The sequence below is a fragment of the Microbacterium sp. Y356 genome (assembly GCF_059445355.1).
On sequence record NZ_JCAIUE010000001.1, the window covers coordinates 22795 to 38824 of the forward strand.

Genomic DNA, 16030 nt, shown 5'->3' on the forward strand with positions numbered 1-16030 from the left:
GGGCCTTGCGGTCGCACGCTGCGTCCTCTAGATTCGCCCACATGATGGCGGTCAGGTCAGGTCAGGTCAGGTCAGATCGGACGATGGGCGATTGCGATCAGATGCAGGCTCTGATCGCGGATGCCGGGAATTGAGGATGCGGCGCGTGCAATGATCAGGGCCGCGTTGCGAAGTTCGTCGTCAGCTTCCTCGACCACCTCCAGGAACGCTCCCGCTGGCCCCTCAACTCCGACAACTTCGCTAACTTTGAATCCGACAGCATCAATCTCGTCGTGCAGTTCTTCCGCGGTATGGAAGTGCCCGGCCGGGAATCTCAGCCGCGGGCTAGGAACTCCCTCGACCACCAGTGCAGCCCAGTCATCTGGCATCCGTGCAGGAGCCGTCTGAGTCAGCGACAAGCTTCCGAACGCAACATATCGCGATAGTGCCGCGGCGATCAGCACGCCACCCGGCTTGATCACGCGGGAGGCTTCAGTGAGTGCCAGGCGGCGATCCGAGGCCGAGTACAGGTGATATAGCGGTCCGAGCAGAAGTGCTGCGTCGAACGTTCCGCTAGAGAATGGCAAGTCACGCGCATCTCCTAGATGCGCTTTGAGACCAGCGGCTCGCGCGGTCTCCACATGTCGTTGTACCGGATCGATCAGCTCGACGTCGTATCCGTCAACTTGGAGCGCTTTCGCGTGCACGCCCGAACCGCCGCCGATGTCGATCACGCGACCGGCTGGCGCGTGATCGCGAATCAGCTCCTGAGTGCGCTGAAACTCAAGTGGCCCTTGCGCTGAGCGCGTCGTGAGCCTGGCGCTCTCGTCAAAGATCTCGTCGTAGTACGTCTGGATCCGGGCGTCGATGTCGCTCTGAGCGCGTGTGGGCATACGGGGATGGTACCGACACCGTCACTGCGGTTGTCCTCGTCACGAGCCGTGTTTCGAGATCGAACGGTGTTGACCGAGGTCCTGCAGGATGATCGACACGAGATCGTCGGCTGTTACTTCCGGGCCAACTCGATGCTCGTCGTACCAGGGGAGTGGTTGCCACCCGTCGTGCCACTCACGGATCTTCTCCTCGCTGATAACGCTCCCGAGTGGTCGGTCGGCGTGGCGTCGAAGTGTCTCCTCGAGACCGACATCGAGCTGGTAGATACGTGTCAGGCCACGGTGGTCGCGGTGCAGACGCTCAAACGGTTCTGCGTAGTCGCGCAGATTGAAGATTCCGTCCAGGATGACGTCGTACCCGAGATCGAGGGCCTGCCGCGCGGCGCCGACGATCAGGATGCTGGCGTCATGCGAGCGTTGACGACGGTCGGTGTCGTGCAGCAACTCGCGTCGCACGTAGTCCTGATGAATCAGCGCGACCCGCGAACCGAGCGTCGGTCGCAGCGCGGTCGCCGTCGTCGTTTTTCCCGAGGCAGAGTCCCCTCGGATGATCACGAGACGCGTTGATGCGCTGCCGATGCGAGCCATCGCCCCATTGTCGCAGTTGCGACGAAGAGTACCGGGCGCGTGTCGCATCAAAACTATTCGTGATGGCTGCTGTCTGGACCGTCCCATGCGGCCGATCCGATTGCGGACATTCCCAAGTAGGCTCGGGCCCATGTCCACGCCAACAGATTTGCTCCGCTATCTGTACCCGGATGGCCGACCTCAGGCAGCGTTGCCGATGTATGTCGTTGAGCAGGAAGATGACCTCCTCGTTGGATGGCTACCGACTGAATCCGAGATCTCGTACTGGTCGACATCTGAGGGAGCTGACCCTCGCACGGTTCCCCTTAGCGGGAGGTTCAAACAGTTGCTCACCACAGTGCGACGTGCATGGAGCGGCGGTGGCGTGCTTCGCGTGATTCCATTTGACGAATACTGGCAGGTTCTACATTTCTGGAATCCTGACTCCGGGGAATTCTTAGGCTGGTACGTCAACCTCGAATCAAAGAAGACTCGCAGTGAAGCATCCATCGACGCGGTCGACTGGCATCTCGACCTCATCATCTCTCCGTCGATGACGGTCACGTGGAAAGACGAAGATGAGGCGGCGGCAGCGGTAGACACTCCATACCTCCGAGCGGAAGACCTGCAGTTGGCTCGAGAGGTCGGCGAAGCAATTGCTGCCGACCCGCAACGTCTTCTCGATCGAATTGGCGACTGGCGAGGCTTCCGTCCCTCGACCGACTGGACGGCGCTCAAACTTCCCAGCGTGTAGAGGACAAGGAGCAGTTTGGCCGCGTCGCTCGCCCCAGTCCCCAGCGGGTACTCGTGTCCTGCTTGTCGACAGCTCCGCGTTCAGCCCTCGTGCGTGGGTAAACCCACGCTGCCGCTGGAGCCCTTCACAGGGGCAGCTCGAGAAGCAGCTCTGAGTTGGCCCACCCGATTCGGCGGTAGAACTCTGCACCCATCACGCTGGAATGTAGGACGATCTTGCTGAGGCCCCGCATACGTCCTTCGTCGACGAGCGCGTTGATGATCTCTCGCCCGACCCCGGTACTTCGCTGCTCCGGGAGGACATAAACGCTTTGAATATCGCCTGAGCGGCGGTCATGCTGATTCGGCGTCGGAAGTCGATCGACGACAGCCAGCCATCCCATCGCGATGACCACGCCGTCTTCGCGTTGCGCAAGTTTACCCACGACACTGCTCGCATGAGCCTCGACCCATGTTGACAGTCCGGAAGCGTAGGTGCCGGGGTCTTCGATTGCGTCCCCACGCTCCTCAGCCCATCGCAATCGCAGAGTCGCGATCGCCGATGAATCATCAGGGGTCGCATTGCGGATGAGCATTTAACGATTTTACCCAAGGTGTCGGTCAGGCTCGGCCGACGCCCTCACCACCCTGACTTCCTGGGCAATCCAACTCGACCGCCTCGATCGGGTGGAGTTGTACGTGGAGCCATGGAACAAGGGCTCTTGGCGTGCCGCCGAACGGGCTGGATACGAGCGCGAAATGTACATGTACGCGCGATTGACCAACCGCGCGCAGCGCCGCTGATTCCGCAATGGTGGCCGCGTTGAGGCACGGCTTGCGCTACTACCGATGGATTCATCGGAGACGTTGAGCGTCAACCCGATAGGTCATGTAGAGAGGAACGGCGAAGAGCAGGAGTATCGCCGCGCCGACCCAGCCGCTGACCTGTCTCAGCGCCGGGATCGCGAAGATCGCCGCCGCGCCTGTAGCGACGAGAACACCCGCCAATGCGCCATACAGCCACATCCCGTAGAGCGAGATGAAGGTCAGGTAGTGAGCGCCGACGATGATGAGTGAAGCTGGCAGGAACAGTGACGGTTCGAGAACGCCGAGCGGAATCGCGACGAGTAGCCCCAGAGGCACCGTGAACGCACTCTGCATGGCGAGAAAAACCGACGGATGACCTTTGGGTAGAAATGCGGGGCCACCCAAGACTTTTAAAACGAGCGAGCCGAGCGGGAAGATCAGCATTCCGCCAAGGAACAAAACGGTCATCGTTGCCGCTGAAGAACCCCACTGATAAGTGGCTGAAGCTGCAGCCCAGATCAGCGCCGAGACCAGCGAACCCGAAAATCCGCCTCGATAGACACGGCGAACATCCTTCTGTGCTTGCTTCACTTCCATGTCGCTCATCCTGGCAGAGTCGTATTAAACACGTAGGCGAAGTATCACTCGAGCTCGACAAGCCACGAATGGAAAGCTGAGGCGACCGCCATGCCCATGAACAATCAAAAGGACGACATTGATGTTGTGATTATCGGTGGCGGACCGGCGGGTTTGAGCGCGGCCCTGTCATTAGGGCGGGCGCTACGCCGCGTGACTGTGGTGGATGCCGGACAGCCCCGGAACGCGACAGCAGCCCACATGCATGGCGTCCTCGGCCATGATGGGCTTTCTCCGTTGCGGCTTCTCGAGCTCGGACGGAACGAGGTCACGCGCTACGGGGTCCGAATCATCTCTGGGGCTGCCACTGCGGTACGCCTGCGGGACATGTCGATCGAAGTTGATTCTGCAGGTGGGACGATCAGAGCGCGGCGAATTCTGTTCGCGACGGGTCTCGTGGATGAGTTGCCGAACATTCCTGGAATGCAGCAGCAGTGGGGGAGCGGTGTGGTCGTATGCCCGTATTGCGACGGTTGGGAGCACAGGGGCGATGTGATCGGCGTGGTCGCAAACTTGCCGGACGGTGCCGCACAGGCTCAGACTCTGCGGCAGTGGTCGGACCGTGTCGTCTACTTTCCGAACGCGGTTGGCGAGCCTTCGCATGACGACAGGGAGGCGCTCGTGCGTCGGGGCATACAGGTCGTGTCGGGTATCGTCACGGGGTTGCGGATCGAGAACGACCGGGTCGTCGGGGTCGACGTCGCTGGGCGCACGATTCCCGTGGGCGTCGTGTTCACAGCCCCGATTCCCCGGCCGCGGGACGCTCTCCTTCGTTCGCTCGGTGTGGCGACGACGGATGGCCCGTTCGGACAATGGGTCGATATTGACCCAGATGGGCGCACGTCGGTCCCACGAGTCTGGGCGGTCGGCAACGTGGTCGACGTACGTGCCAACGTCTCGGTCTCATTGGGGCTTGGCTCACTCATCGCTGGTGCCATGAATGCAGACCTTGTCGCTGACGACATTGCCTGCCTCTAACTGGCGAGCCGCCATGACAACGAGGCACAGGTGTTTGCCCAGCGAAGATGATGAGCGCGGCCACGCAGATTGCCACAGATTGCTTCTAGGGCATTTCGGGGATATCTGGAGGGAGCAGCCGAGGCTGTGGATGTCGTCGAGGGCAGCGCGTCAATCAGACCGTTCGGCGGGCAAGGGCCTCCTTGGATGCGGCCGACGCAGCCTCTGCCACGTTCACCTGCAGAGTTGGAATCAGTTGTTTACGACCTTCTCGCTCTGATAGGTCATGTGCATACGTTTCAATTGCAAATTGTGACGTCAGCCAGTAGCCAGAATGATCGCGCTCGCGCTCGCCCTCCTGGATCCCGGGCACGCCGAGCAAGGCGGTGATCAGGCCGCCCAAGTCATCGTGCGCTTCTATAAGTTGTGCGGAATCGGGGTAGCTTGCAAACCAATTGAAACTAGTAGTAAATCGAGGCTCGTGAGGGGAGCTGTACTCCACGTCAGGGTCGCCGTGCCCACGTCTGCGTCGACACACAGCCGCACGCGGTGCGGGCTGGTAATGATGTAGAGATCGGCGGTAAAGGTTCCCTGCCTCCACGCGCCACTCGCGCACCGAGTTCGGACAGCGCCGCCTTGGATGCGCTGGGCAGCCAAAGTGGTGGCAGTCAGATCCTCGGGGGAGATCTCCACAAGGTCGGCACTGTGCCGCTTCGGGATTACCAGCAGGTGACCGTCCGAGCCGGGATCGATGTCCATGAAGGCGAAAGTCGTCGCATCCTCCGCAACCTTCGCGCAGGGAATCGTCCCTGCGACAATTTCGCAGAACACGCACTGCGCGGACGAGTCGAGTAAGTCGCTCACACCGGCGATACTAGCGAACCATCAGACGTCCATGAAGTGGCGGACGGTCGTCAACAGGGTGCCAATCTCGGAAGTTACTGATTTCTAATCTGACATAATGTGCATTATCGGCGTATCCGTTGAGACTCATTCAGCGATATTTGCCACCGAAAGACCAGCTTCCAGCCACGCGCCCAATAGTGTGCGATCGCCGCTGGTTGCCAGCGTGTCGACGCCGGCAACGCTAAGCGCGCTGGCGCAATGCACGGCGTCGTAGCCGCGAAGACGGAACTCTCGCGCACATGCCGCAGAGCTGAGCATTAACAGTTCGTCCAACTCCACAACGCTGACATCGGCCCACAGCTCATCGAGCAAAGCTCGGGCGTGGTCTGCCGCGGGTTGATCGATCCGAGATGCGCGAGTAGCCGATGCGATCGCTGCAGCCACCTCGACATACGTTGCACGCGCTGCAACGAATGTGCGGGCGCTGGCCCACAGATGACGGCATCGGGCGCTCGTCGGTTCCTCAAACACGAGCGGGACAAATGCCGACGCATCGAGGTACAAGATCATCGACGCTGCTCGATGACCAGATCACTGATCGTGACGCCGGGCCGCAACTTGATCGGCTCTGGTAGCTTTTTCCGGCCGGATCTGTTGGTCGGCGGTGTCACCCGCCCCTCAGCGATCAACCGCTCCAACGGACTTTCCTGATTGATCGGCACGAGCTTGGCCACCGGCTTACCGTGATCAGTGACGGTGATCTCCTGCCCCTCACGCACAGCCGCAAGGTGCCGGCTCAAGCCATCACGCAACTCTCGAACACCAACATCCATGACACACTCCCCTGCTTATGGCGTCTTTACACTAAAAATTGTAGCCATAAGGCGAAAAAGCATCAAGACCTGGGAAAACTTCAGTTATCGAGCAGCCTCCGCCAATCGCTGCAGTTCCGTCACGTGCGCACGAAAAGCCGTCCGTCCGCTGTCAGTGCGAGCCAAGTACGCTGACGCCCACCCAGCGACCGCTTGGCGACGGTGAGGTACCCGGCATCCTCGAGCGCCTTCGCATGCTTGGAAAGCACCGAATCGGACACGCCAATCCGCTCCTTGGCGAACGAGAACTCACATCTTCGACTTGCGCGAGGATGCCACACAGCTGGAGGCGCGCGGGAGCATGAATGACTGAATCGAGGGCGCTCACGGCGCCGGCACCTCTTTGAAGTCTCGTCGCCAGACAAGCATCCAGACGAAGCCCAGGCAGCGACCAGGACCGCTGCGATCGCTCCCACAATCACGCTGACCCAGACTGCGTCGGCCATGAACGAGACGAAGGCCAGGCCCGCGAGAACGACTGCCATCAGCACTACCACCCAGCGCCTCCGCTTCGGCCCGTAGCCAGGTACCCACCAGCCATGCGACTTGCGCCACCATGCCATGAACAACGGCACAATGTCGCGGCATCAAGTCCCGCAAGCTCTGCGGATGCGTCGAAGCGTTCCTCGTTTTCCATATTGGAGAGCGATCACTAACTTTCCAATATGGAAAGTGGATTGTCGCGACAGACGCTGTTGTCGCCCTTCACACGTCACGCCCCGACATACTCGGCGAGGTACTCCCCCGTGACCGTCGATTTCGTCGCGACCATGTTTGCCGGCACACCCTCGAACACCACACGACCTCCATCGTGGCCTGCACCAGGGCCGATGTCGATGATCCAGTCGGCATGCGCCATGACTGCTTGATGGTGTTCGATCACGATGACTGTCTTGCCAGCGTCCACCAGGCGATCCAATAGCTCGAGGATCTTGTCTACGTCAGCCAAGTGCAGCCCGGTCGTGGGTTCGTCAAGAACGTAGACGTCGCCCTTATCCCCCATCTGGATCGCAAGCTTCACACGCTGCCGCTCCCCACCGGAGAGCGTCGACAATGGCTGGCCGAGCGACAGATATCCGAGCCCCACGTCCTCCAGGCGTCCGAGGATCGTGACCACTGCGGGAATCTTGGCCTCGGCGGAAGCGAAGAACTCGCGCGCTTCGGCAACCGAGAGATCCAGGACCTCAGTGATGTCCTTGCCCGCGAGCTTGTAATCAAGCACGCTCGCCTGGAAGCGCTTGCCGCCGCAGTCCTCGCAGGGGGTCTCGATCGTGTCCATGAAACCGAGCTGCGTCACGATGACCCCGGCGCCCTTGCAACTCGGGCACGCGCCTTCCGAGTTGGCACTGAACAAGGCCGGTTTCACACCGTTCACCTTCGCGAACGCCTTTCGAATCGGCTCCAGCATTCCGGTGTAGGTTGCCGGATTGCTACGACGAGAACCCTTGATCGCGGCCTGATCGATGGTGACGACGCCCTCGCGGCGTGCGACAGAACCGTGGATCAACGAGCTCTTTCCCGAACCCGCAACACCGGTGATGACGGTGAGCACGCCCATCGGGATGTCCACGTCGACGTTCTGCAGATTGTTGGCATTGGCCCCGCGCACTTCGATTGCACCGGCTGAGTCGCGTACGTCCGATTTGAGTGTCGCCCGGTCATCCAAGTGGCGGCCGGTGATCGTGTCACTCTCCTTGAGCCCCGCGACGCTGCCCTCGAAGCAGATCGTGCCGCCCTTGCTGCCTGCTGCCGGTCCCAGATCGACCACGTGGTCTGCGATCACAATTGTCTCCGGCTTGTGCTCGACGACGAGCACGGTATTGCCCTTGTCGCGCAGTTGCAGCAACAGCTCATTCATCCGCTGGATATCGTGCGGATGCAGACCGATCGTCGGCTCGTCGAACACGTAGGTGACATCGGTGAGCGAGGACCCGAGGTGTCGCAACATCTTGATGCGCTGAGCCTCTCCCCCAGACAGCGTCCCCGACGGTCGTTCCAGGCTGAGATAGCCGAGCCCAAGGGTGACAAAGGCATTGAGGTTCGCGCTGAGTGAGTCAAGCAGCGGCGCTGCGCCGGGAAGGTCGAGTCCGCGCACCCATGCAGCGAGATCAGTCACCTGCATACGGCACGCATCAGCGATGCTGACACCGTCGATCTTTGATGACCGCGCGCCCTCGGTCAGTCGCGTCCCGTCGCAGTCGGGGCACGTCGCGAACGTCGCCACACGCTCCACGAACGCGCGGATGTGGGGCTGCAGGGCATCGAGGTCCTTCGACAGCATCGCCTTCGTGATCTTCGGAATCAACCCTTCGTAGGTCATGTTGATGCCGCTGATCTTGACCTTCGTTATCTCGCCGTACAGAAATAGCTGACGCTGCTTCTCGGAGAACTCAGAGATCGGCTTGTCCGCCGGATAGAACCCCGAATGCGAGAAGCCCTTCACCATCCAGCCGTCGGCGGTGTATCCGGGCACCATGATGGCGCCACCATCGAGCGACTTCGATTCATCGACGATCTGCGCCAGGTCGAGATCGGACACCGATCCTCTGCCCTCGCATCTGGGGCACATACCGCCGAGGTAGATCGCGTCCTTGACGATCTTCTTCTCTCCACCGGGGCCTGTCATCACGCCGCTGGCCTTCTGCGTAGGAATATTGAAGGAGAAGGCGGTCGGCCCACCGATGTAAGGGTCACCCAACTTGCTGAAGAGGATCCGCAGCATCGCATTGGCATCGGTCACCGTTCCGACGGTCGATCGAGGATTCGCCCCGAGACGCTCCTGATCAACGATGATGGCAGTCGTCAGCCCTTCCAACACATCGACGTCAGGGCGAGGAACCGACGGCATGAACCCTTGCACGAAAGCGCTGTAGGTTTCGTCAATCATGCGACGTGATTCCGCGGCGATCGTGTCAAAGACGAGAGAGCTCTTGCCCGAACCGGACACACCGGTGAATACCGTCAGACGACGTTTTGGAATCTCGACGCTGACATCCTTGAGATTGTTCTCCCGTGCCCCCTGCACACGGATCCAATCGTGAGTGTCTGCGAGATGAGAAGCGTCAGCCATCGTCTTCTTTCGTTTTGATTGGTCAAGCGGCCTGGTTGATACGGAGAAGATTGCCCGCGGGGTCGCGTACGGCGCAGTCTCGTTCGCCATAAGGCTGATCCATCGGTTCCTGCACGACGTCGGCGCCGCGCGCGACGAGTTGGTCGAACAGCCCGTCGAGATCGTCGCTTGCGAGGGTGAGTGCGCCGTAACTGCCCTTGGCGATGAGCTCGAGGATGGTGCGTCGCTCGTCCTCGTTCAGCCCGGGATCGGTTGCCGGAGGATGCAGCACGATCGAAGTATCAGGCTGTCCGACGGGACCAACAGTCAGCCAACGGAGCCCGTCATAGCCGACGTCTTTACGCACTTCGAAGCCGAGAGTGTCGCGGTAAAAGTCGAGCGCGGCCTCGGCGTCGGTGTGTGGGAGGAATGCGTAGTGAATTTTGATGTTCATGATGCCCAGGTTAGGTTCGCGGCGGTCCGTGGCGCTTCTTGATTCCTGATCGGTCTAGTGACCTGCTTGATCTGAAAATTAGGGATGCCTGCGACATCAACCGCGCGCTCGCGATAGACGCTCGGCGGCACTCCAACGAGTTCAGTGAAACGAGTGCTGAATGTGCCCAGCGAAGATGAACCTACCTCGAAACAGATCTCCGTCACGCTCAGGTCGCCCCGTCGCAACAATGCCATCGCTCTTTCCACACGTCTCGTCATCAGATATGAGTAAGGCGATTCGCCGTATGCGGCCTTGAACTGGCGGCTCAGATGCCCCGCCGACATGTGCACTCCTCGCGCCAGGGCCTCGACATCGAGCGGCTTGGCGTAGTCGCGGTCGATCCGATCGCGCACACGGCGCATCGTCACCAACTCGCGCAGGCGTTCTTCATCGATCACTCGTTTCGCCACGTTTCGATCCTGCCACGCAGCACTGACATTGCGGACCCCTGAGCGCTACGCTGAGCACGTCTGCCGCAGGACCAACAACGAAAGGCACCATCATGTCTGAACCACTCGCTGAAGCGAAGTCGCTGTTTAAGTCGATCCGTATCACTCTCGCGATCTCCGGAATCATCGCCCTGATTGCTGGCATCGTGCTGCTGGTCTGGCCGCTGAAAACCGCGATGCTCGTCACCGGCATCCTCGCGTCATACCTGATCATCGCCGGCTTGGTGTACGTGGGTCTGGGCATCTTCTCTGGCAAGAAGGGTGGGTGGGCACGCATCGGGCACATCGTGCTCGGGTTGCTTTACATCGTCGCCGGTGTCGTGGCATTCGTGAATCTTCCGGCCGCCACCGCGACGCTTGCACTCGTCACCGCGATTTTCCTCGGCGTGAGCTGGATCGTCGACGGTGTCGTGTCGCTCACCCTGCTGAACCAGGATGCCTCGAAGGCATGGACCATCATCTATGCGATCCTCAGCATCGCAGCCGGCGTGATCCTGATCTTCTCGCCGCTGGTCGCCGCTGTCGCCCTCTGGTGGATCCTCGGATTCACGCTTGTGATCCTTGGCATCATCCAGATTGTCCGAGCCATCACCCTCGGCCGCGACGAGAAAAAGATCGCGAGCGTGTTCGAGCCGAGCGCTACTCAGTAACAGCTCTACTCAGTGACGAAATCGCTGGTGTCTCCTACCAGGCGGGTGTTGTCCGCTGGCACCTGATCGACCGCCGCACGAGCGATTTCCGCCGCGAACTCTGACACGTTGTAGAGCTTGCCGGCGGATTCGCGGCGCCCGGCGATCGCGCCTGGGTTCGCGCGCTCGAGCAGGGTCGCGGTGATGGTGCCCTCGATCATGTCGCCGGAGACGACCGTGAACCCGATCCCCTTCTCCGCAAGAGATGGGATCAGTTCACGCAGAGCATCCTCACCCGCACGCTTGGACAGCGCGACAGGCACGTACTCCGGCATCGTCGGTGTGGTGCGGATGAAGTGCGCCTGGTGGCTCGTCACGAACACGACGCGCGAACCATCACCGAGCAACGGTAGCGCGGTGTTGAGAACGCTGAGCTGTGCGTCGCGGTTCAGCGTGAGGGCGTAGTCCTCGGCCATCCCGGCTTCCATGCCTCCTGAGGCATTGAGCACGAGAATGTCGAGGTGGCCGTACTCCGCTGTGACCTGCGCGAACATCTCGTCAACGGATGCCGGATCGGTCAGGTCTGCGCCCACGACGAGTGCACGGCCGCCCAGCTCGCGGAGCTGGGCCGCCAGCTTCTCCGCACGCGGAGCCTTGTTGCGGAAGTTGATGACGACGTCCGCGCCGGCCTCAGCAAGGTAGCGGACGGTGTCCGCACCGATGCCGCGGGAAGAACCGGTCACAAGAGCGACCTTTCCGGCGAGAGAACCTGCAGGCAGAACGTCGGTCACGGTGACTCCTTGTGGTGCGGGGAACGCCACGAAATGCGCGGCACCATCACTTTAGCAATGCCCTCTCGTTGCCCCAGTCGCGCCACAACACCGTGGTAAGTTGACGGCAAAGGAGGACCCATGAACGACGTATCTGTCTTCATCGAACTGGTCACCGAATGGGCATGGATCGGGTGGCTCGTTCTGATCGCTGTTTTCCTGGTGATCGAGATGCTCACGCTCGATTTCACGTTCCTCATGCTTGGCCTCGGAAGTGTAGTGGGACTCCTGACCGGTCTCGTCGGGCTTCCGGTATGGGGCCAGCTGGTCGTAGCCGCAGCGGCCGCTGCGCTCTTCATCCTTTTCATCCGTCCCCCGCTGCTTCGGCGCCTTCATCGAGGTGAGGATCCGACGAAATCCAACGTCGAAGCACTCATCGGACTTCGGGGCATCGCCCTCGCAGACATCACTCAGATCTCGGGGCAGGTGAAGGTGAGCAACGGCGACACCTGGACCGCCCGCACCGAAGCAGCAGTCCCCATCCCCGCGGGTGCCCCGGTCGCGATCTCCGCGATCAACGGTGCGACCGCCATCGTCCGACCCGTCAACGACTAGGAGGAACAGTGAACGACTCCTCGTTCATCCCCACCGCGATCGGATGGATCCTCGCCATCGCGGTCATCATCTTCGTGGTGGTGACCGTTGCGCGATCCATCCGAATCATTCCGCAGGCGTCCGCAGGCGTCGTGGAGCGGCTCGGCCGCTATCACAAGACCCTCGCACCTGGGCTGAACATCCTGGTGCCGTTCATCGATCGTCTTCGCCCGCTCATCGACATGCGCGAGCAGGTCGTGTCTTTCCCTCCGCAGCCGGTGATCACTGAAGACAACCTCGTCGTCTCCATCGACACGGTCGTGTACTTCCAGGTGACCGACGCTCGCGCGGCGACATACGAGATCGCCAACTATCTGGGCGCCGTCGAGCAACTCACGACAACGACGCTTCGTAACGTGGTCGGTGGGTTGAACCTCGAAGAGGCGCTGACCAGCCGCGACAACATCAACGGACAGCTGCGCGTCGTCCTCGATGAGGCAACGGGCAAGTGGGGCATCCGCGTCGGACGCGTCGAGCTGAAGGCGATCGACCCGCCCCTCTCGATCCAGGACTCCATGGAGAAGCAGATGCGCGCCGAGCGTGACCGTCGTGCTGCGATTCTCACCGCTGAGGGAACCAAGCAGTCCGCGATTCTCGAAGCTGAAGGTGCTCGCCAGGCCGAGATCCTCCGCGCTGAAGGTGACAAGCAAGCCGCTGTGCTCCGAGCGCAGGGTGAGGCCGAGGCGATTCAGAATGTCTTCAGCGCCATCCACCAGGGTGCCCCTGACGACAAGCTCCTCGCCTACCAATACCTGCAGATGCTGCCGAAGATCGCTGACAGTGAGTCGAGCAAGCTTTGGATCATTCCGAGTGAGCTCACCGAAGCTCTCAAGGGTATCGGCAGCGCGTTTACGCCTCGTCCCGGCGCTGGCCAGCCTCCCGCAGGCACTCCGGGCGCGTGACGCACCCGTATTTCAACAAGACACGGCATCCCCGAGTCCTCGCCCACCGCGGTTTTACGACCGCGTCGGGCGGGGACTCCGCCGTGTGGGAGAACACCGCAGGGGCGTTCGCTGCCGCGCATGCGGCCGGCGCGGAGTACATCGAGACCGACTGCCGGGTCACGGCCGATGGCGAAGTCGTGCTGTTTCACGACGAGACCTTGAGCCGGTTGCTCAATGATGATCGAGCGATTGCCGACGTTCGCTCAACCGAGCTTGCCGAACTTCTCGCCCCTCATGGCGGCTTACTGACCGTCGCTGAGATGCTCGATATGTTCCCGGAGAGTCGATTCAATATCGACGTGAAGACGGATGCCGCGGTGCCTCTTCTCGGCCCGATCATCACCCCGCATTCACACCGGGTGCTGTTGACCAGTTTCTCGGACGCGCGGCGCGTGCGCGCAGTCGCCGCTGTGTTGGCCGCCGGAGCCTCACTTCCACCCGCGACCTCGGCAGGTCAATCGAGCATCGCCCAGGTACGCTTGCTCAGCGCTCTGCGCCTCTCCCCCGCGCGGGCGCTAAGGGACATTGACGCGCTGCAGATACCCGAGCACTATGGGGGGCTGAAGGTGCTAACACCCGCCTTGCTGCAGGCTGCTCGTCGCCACGATGTGGAAGTCCATGTGTGGACGGTCAACGAGGCGGAAGACATGCGCAGACTCATTACGGCGGGTGTCGACGGCATCGTCACAGATCGCGCCGACATCGCCCTAAAAGCCCTCTCCTGACGCGAAAGCACGCAGGGCTGGGATTCGCCTGTGAATACCGCCGGGATTCCGCGGACGTTGAGCGGGCGCACAGACGAGACCGGTATACCTGACAGCGACGAGAGGACCACAAAATGGCAGATCGCAGCCTGCGCGGCATCCGACTCGGCGCCCAGAGCCTACAGAGCGAAGAGGGCGTCGTTTTCATGGAACGCCGCGAGACCACATACAAGTGCGACGAGTGCGGTCACGTGACCTCACTGATGTTCGCGGCCGACGCTGAGCCGCCGCAGAAATGGGAATGCCGTACGTGCGGTGCTGAAGCCGTGCTTCGTGTCGATGGCAAGACCATCACACCGGATGCCACCGACGTGAAGATCGCACGCACCCACTGGGACATGCTGCTCGAGCGTCGCACACGCGACGAGCTGGAGGAGCTCCTCGAAGAGCGACTTGCGTTCATCCGTGCGCGTCGCGGAGCCGGCGATGTGAAGATCGGCGCCTAGCGCCGACCACGGGCGCGCCACCACCCGAAAAGGAGCGCGCCCAGTCCGCCCCACAGTAGCATTTGCTGCAACCAAGGGCCAAGGACAACCCCCGCCGTGAGGCCGGTGCGAAGCTCGACATCCTCGAGCATCGCACCGGCCTCATCGGCGTTAACAGCCGCCAAGGTCGAGCCGTCAGGCCGGATAATCTGACTGGCGCCGACGGTGGAGATGTTCACCACGCTCCGACCGGTCTCGATCGCTCGCATTCGAGCGAAGGCGAGCTGCTGAAGATTCTCGTCGGTTCCGCGGAAATCAGCGTTGTTGGTCTGGAACACCAGAACCTGCGCACCACCGTGTACGCCCTCGTGGATGACCTCGTCATAGATCACGTCGAAGCAGATGGCCAGTCCGACCAAGACGCCGTCCACATCAACGAGTGGCGCATTCGTGCCGTGCGAATACTCACGGCCGATCAGTCCGATCAGGTCGGGGACGATCGCGTTGTAGAAGTCCCTATCGGGGACGTACTCCCCGAACGGGACAGGGAATCGTTTGTCATGTGTCTGCTCGGCGGTGCCGTCCTGAGTCCACAGCATCGAGGTGTTGAAGTACTCATCTCCCCGTCCGGTGGCCGCATTCGCCAGCAGCGGAGCATCGACTCGCGTGGTGATCATCGTCATCCGGCGGGCAAGAGAAGCATCTTGGAACGGGTCGTAGTCCAGTCCGCCCTCTGGCCACACCAGCAGATCCATGTCCTGACCGATCAGGGGCTCGGTCGCATCCAACTGCGCCTGGATCACCGAATACGGCTCGCGCGTGTCGAAGTACCCGGTCGGCCCGTTTCCCTGCACTGCGCCGATGCGCATCGTGCCAGCGTCTGTGGTGGGAAACGCCGGGGTCAGTAGCAGCACGGTGACCAGCAGTGCCGGGACGATGAGACGTATCGGTCGGCGCCAGAGCCGCAGACATACGCTCTCGATGGTCATTGCGACAGCGAACACCATCAGGAAGCTGAGTCCGCTCACCCCCACCCAGGAGGAGAGCGCGCCCAGGGGACTTTCTGATTGCGTCATGCCGAGCCGCGCCCAGGGGAAGCCTGTGTAAGGCCAGGAGCCGAGGAACAGCTCTCTGCCCACCCAGAGCGCTGCAACGACCGCAGGAAGCGCTACAAGGCGTCCTATGACCCCTGGGAAGGCGCGAGGCAGCCAGCGATACGCCAGCGCGATCGGAATAACTGCCACGGCGGTCAGACCCGCTTCGACCGATGCGAGCGCTGCCCACGGTATGACACCGAGGTACCGACTCGTCCACGAGACGAGAATGAAGAAGAACACCGCGCCGTAGACGAGGCCGACCAACAGCGCTCCCCCGGCCCTCCGACCGATCAGTGCGAGCAGTAGCAGCGCGATCGCGGGGAAGGCCAGCCACCAGATGCTTGCCGCCGGATAAGAAAGATCCATCAGGAACCCCGCAAGCGCGGCCACCAGCACAGCCAGCCACAGTGGCAGCAGTGGTCGGGGCCGTCGCACAGGGTCGGCAGCGGGTGTGGTCATCCGTC

21 protein-coding genes are annotated in these 16030 nt (G+C 61.6%); 7 read left to right on the top strand and 14 right to left on the bottom strand.

Annotation, left to right across the window (positions count from 1 at the left end):
• Positions 1 to 71: 71 nt before the first annotated feature.
• Together AC1C2Q_RS00135 and AC1C2Q_RS00140 are read right to left on the bottom strand one after the other, a co-directional pair.
• Positions 72 to 872 carry a class I SAM-dependent methyltransferase gene (locus AC1C2Q_RS00135; protein ID WP_495448546.1) on the bottom strand — a complete coding sequence of 267 codons (801 nt, stop codon included), beginning with the start codon at positions 870 to 872 and terminating at the stop codon, positions 72 to 74.
• 39 nt (positions 873 to 911) lie between these two features.
• Complete coding sequence (locus AC1C2Q_RS00140; RefSeq protein ID WP_495448547.1) at positions 912 to 1460, bottom strand: AAA family ATPase; 549 nt, start codon at positions 1458 to 1460, stop codon at positions 912 to 914.
• Positions 1461 to 1590: 130 nt separating this feature from the next.
• Here AC1C2Q_RS00140 and AC1C2Q_RS00145 point away from each other — a divergent pair, with 130 nt between their 5' ends.
• Positions 1591 to 2193, top strand: coding sequence for a ribonuclease FAU-1 family protein (locus tag AC1C2Q_RS00145; protein ID WP_495448548.1), 603 nt, complete (start codon positions 1591 to 1593; stop codon positions 2191 to 2193).
• Between the two features lie 124 nt (positions 2194 to 2317).
• Here the strand turns inward: AC1C2Q_RS00145 and AC1C2Q_RS00150 are convergent, their stop codons facing one another.
• Both AC1C2Q_RS00150 and AC1C2Q_RS00155 read right to left on the bottom strand, forming a co-directional pair.
• Entirely contained in the window at positions 2318 to 2767 is a 450-nt protein-coding gene (locus AC1C2Q_RS00150) for a GNAT family N-acetyltransferase (RefSeq protein ID WP_495448549.1), read from the bottom strand.
• A gap of 259 nt (positions 2768 to 3026) precedes the next feature.
• The gene (locus AC1C2Q_RS00155) at positions 3027 to 3584 is read right to left on the bottom strand and encodes a DUF7010 family protein (RefSeq protein WP_495448550.1); all 558 of its coding nucleotides are present in this window, start codon (positions 3582 to 3584) and stop codon (positions 3027 to 3029) included.
• An 81-nt stretch (positions 3585 to 3665) separates the two neighbouring features.
• Here AC1C2Q_RS00155 and AC1C2Q_RS00160 point away from each other — a divergent pair, with 81 nt between their 5' ends.
• Positions 3666 to 4592, top strand: a complete 927-nt coding sequence (locus tag AC1C2Q_RS00160; protein ID WP_495448551.1) for an NAD(P)/FAD-dependent oxidoreductase — start codon at positions 3666 to 3668, stop codon at positions 4590 to 4592.
• Positions 4593 to 4746: 154 nt separating this feature from the next.
• Here the strand turns inward: AC1C2Q_RS00160 and AC1C2Q_RS00165 are convergent, their stop codons facing one another.
• The 8 genes from AC1C2Q_RS00165 to AC1C2Q_RS00200 form a co-directional block, all read right to left on the bottom strand.
• Positions 4747 to 4974: a hypothetical protein gene (locus AC1C2Q_RS00165; RefSeq protein ID WP_495448552.1), complete on the bottom strand. Its 228-nt coding sequence runs from the start codon at positions 4972 to 4974 to the stop codon at positions 4747 to 4749.
• 14 nt (positions 4975 to 4988) lie between these two features.
• On the bottom strand, positions 4989 to 5435 hold the full coding sequence (locus AC1C2Q_RS00170; protein ID WP_495448553.1) for an HIT domain-containing protein: 447 nt from the start codon (positions 5433 to 5435) through the stop codon (positions 4989 to 4991).
• 126 nt (positions 5436 to 5561) lie between these two features.
• Positions 5562 to 5987: a type II toxin-antitoxin system VapC family toxin gene (locus AC1C2Q_RS00175; RefSeq protein WP_495448554.1), complete on the bottom strand. Its 426-nt coding sequence runs from the start codon at positions 5985 to 5987 to the stop codon at positions 5562 to 5564.
• Positions 5984 to 6250 (bottom strand): type II toxin-antitoxin system Phd/YefM family antitoxin, encoded by a 267-nt coding sequence (locus AC1C2Q_RS00180; RefSeq protein ID WP_495429047.1) that lies wholly within the window; start codon positions 6248 to 6250, stop codon positions 5984 to 5986. The genes AC1C2Q_RS00175 and AC1C2Q_RS00180 overlap by 4 nt, the downstream gene beginning before the upstream one ends.
• Before the next feature lie 119 nt (positions 6251 to 6369).
• The gene (locus AC1C2Q_RS00185; protein ID WP_495448555.1) at positions 6370 to 6852 is read right to left on the bottom strand and encodes a transcriptional regulator; all 483 of its coding nucleotides are present in this window, start codon (positions 6850 to 6852) and stop codon (positions 6370 to 6372) included.
• Positions 6853 to 7001: 149 nt separating this feature from the next.
• Positions 7002 to 9359: an ATP-binding cassette domain-containing protein gene (locus tag AC1C2Q_RS00190; RefSeq protein ID WP_495448556.1), complete on the bottom strand. Its 2358-nt coding sequence runs from the start codon at positions 9357 to 9359 to the stop codon at positions 7002 to 7004.
• A 22-nt stretch (positions 9360 to 9381) separates the two neighbouring features.
• A complete protein-coding gene (locus AC1C2Q_RS00195) occupies positions 9382 to 9792 on the bottom strand; it encodes a VOC family protein (protein WP_495448557.1) in 411 nt (136 codons plus the stop codon).
• The gene (locus AC1C2Q_RS00200; protein WP_495450520.1) at positions 9789 to 10196 is read right to left on the bottom strand and encodes a helix-turn-helix transcriptional regulator; all 408 of its coding nucleotides are present in this window, start codon (positions 10194 to 10196) and stop codon (positions 9789 to 9791) included. The genes AC1C2Q_RS00195 and AC1C2Q_RS00200 overlap by 4 nt, the downstream gene beginning before the upstream one ends.
• Positions 10197 to 10336: 140 nt before the next feature.
• On the opposite strand from AC1C2Q_RS00200, the gene AC1C2Q_RS00205 reads away from it, so the two are divergent.
• Positions 10337 to 10933 (top strand): HdeD family acid-resistance protein, encoded by a 597-nt coding sequence (locus tag AC1C2Q_RS00205; RefSeq protein ID WP_495429052.1) that lies wholly within the window; start codon positions 10337 to 10339, stop codon positions 10931 to 10933.
• 5 nt (positions 10934 to 10938) lie between these two features.
• Here AC1C2Q_RS00205 and AC1C2Q_RS00210 read toward each other — a convergent pair whose 3' ends face one another.
• A complete protein-coding gene (locus AC1C2Q_RS00210; RefSeq protein ID WP_495448558.1) occupies positions 10939 to 11703 on the bottom strand; it encodes an SDR family oxidoreductase in 765 nt (254 codons plus the stop codon).
• A gap of 120 nt (positions 11704 to 11823) precedes the next feature.
• Here AC1C2Q_RS00210 and AC1C2Q_RS00215 point away from each other — a divergent pair, with 120 nt between their 5' ends.
• From AC1C2Q_RS00215 to AC1C2Q_RS00230, 4 genes are all read left to right on the top strand, one after another.
• Positions 11824 to 12297, top strand: a complete 474-nt coding sequence (locus AC1C2Q_RS00215; RefSeq protein WP_495429054.1) for an NfeD family protein — start codon at positions 11824 to 11826, stop codon at positions 12295 to 12297.
• Positions 12298 to 12305: 8 nt separating this feature from the next.
• On the top strand, positions 12306 to 13238 hold the full coding sequence (locus tag AC1C2Q_RS00220; protein ID WP_495429055.1) for an SPFH domain-containing protein: 933 nt from the start codon (positions 12306 to 12308) through the stop codon (positions 13236 to 13238).
• Entirely contained in the window at positions 13235 to 14005 is a 771-nt protein-coding gene (locus AC1C2Q_RS00225; protein WP_495448559.1) for a glycerophosphodiester phosphodiesterase family protein, read from the top strand. The genes AC1C2Q_RS00220 and AC1C2Q_RS00225 overlap by 4 nt, the downstream gene beginning before the upstream one ends.
• A 113-nt stretch (positions 14006 to 14118) precedes the next feature.
• Positions 14119 to 14490, top strand: a complete 372-nt coding sequence (locus AC1C2Q_RS00230; protein WP_495448560.1) for an RNA polymerase-binding protein RbpA — start codon at positions 14119 to 14121, stop codon at positions 14488 to 14490.
• On the opposite strand, the gene lnt is transcribed toward AC1C2Q_RS00230, so the two are convergent.
• A complete protein-coding gene (gene lnt / locus AC1C2Q_RS00235; protein ID WP_495448561.1) occupies positions 14487 to 16025 on the bottom strand; it encodes an apolipoprotein N-acyltransferase in 1539 nt (512 codons plus the stop codon). The two genes, AC1C2Q_RS00230 and lnt, sit on opposite strands and share 4 nt — an antisense overlap.
• Between the last annotated feature and the right edge of the window lie 5 nt (positions 16026 to 16030).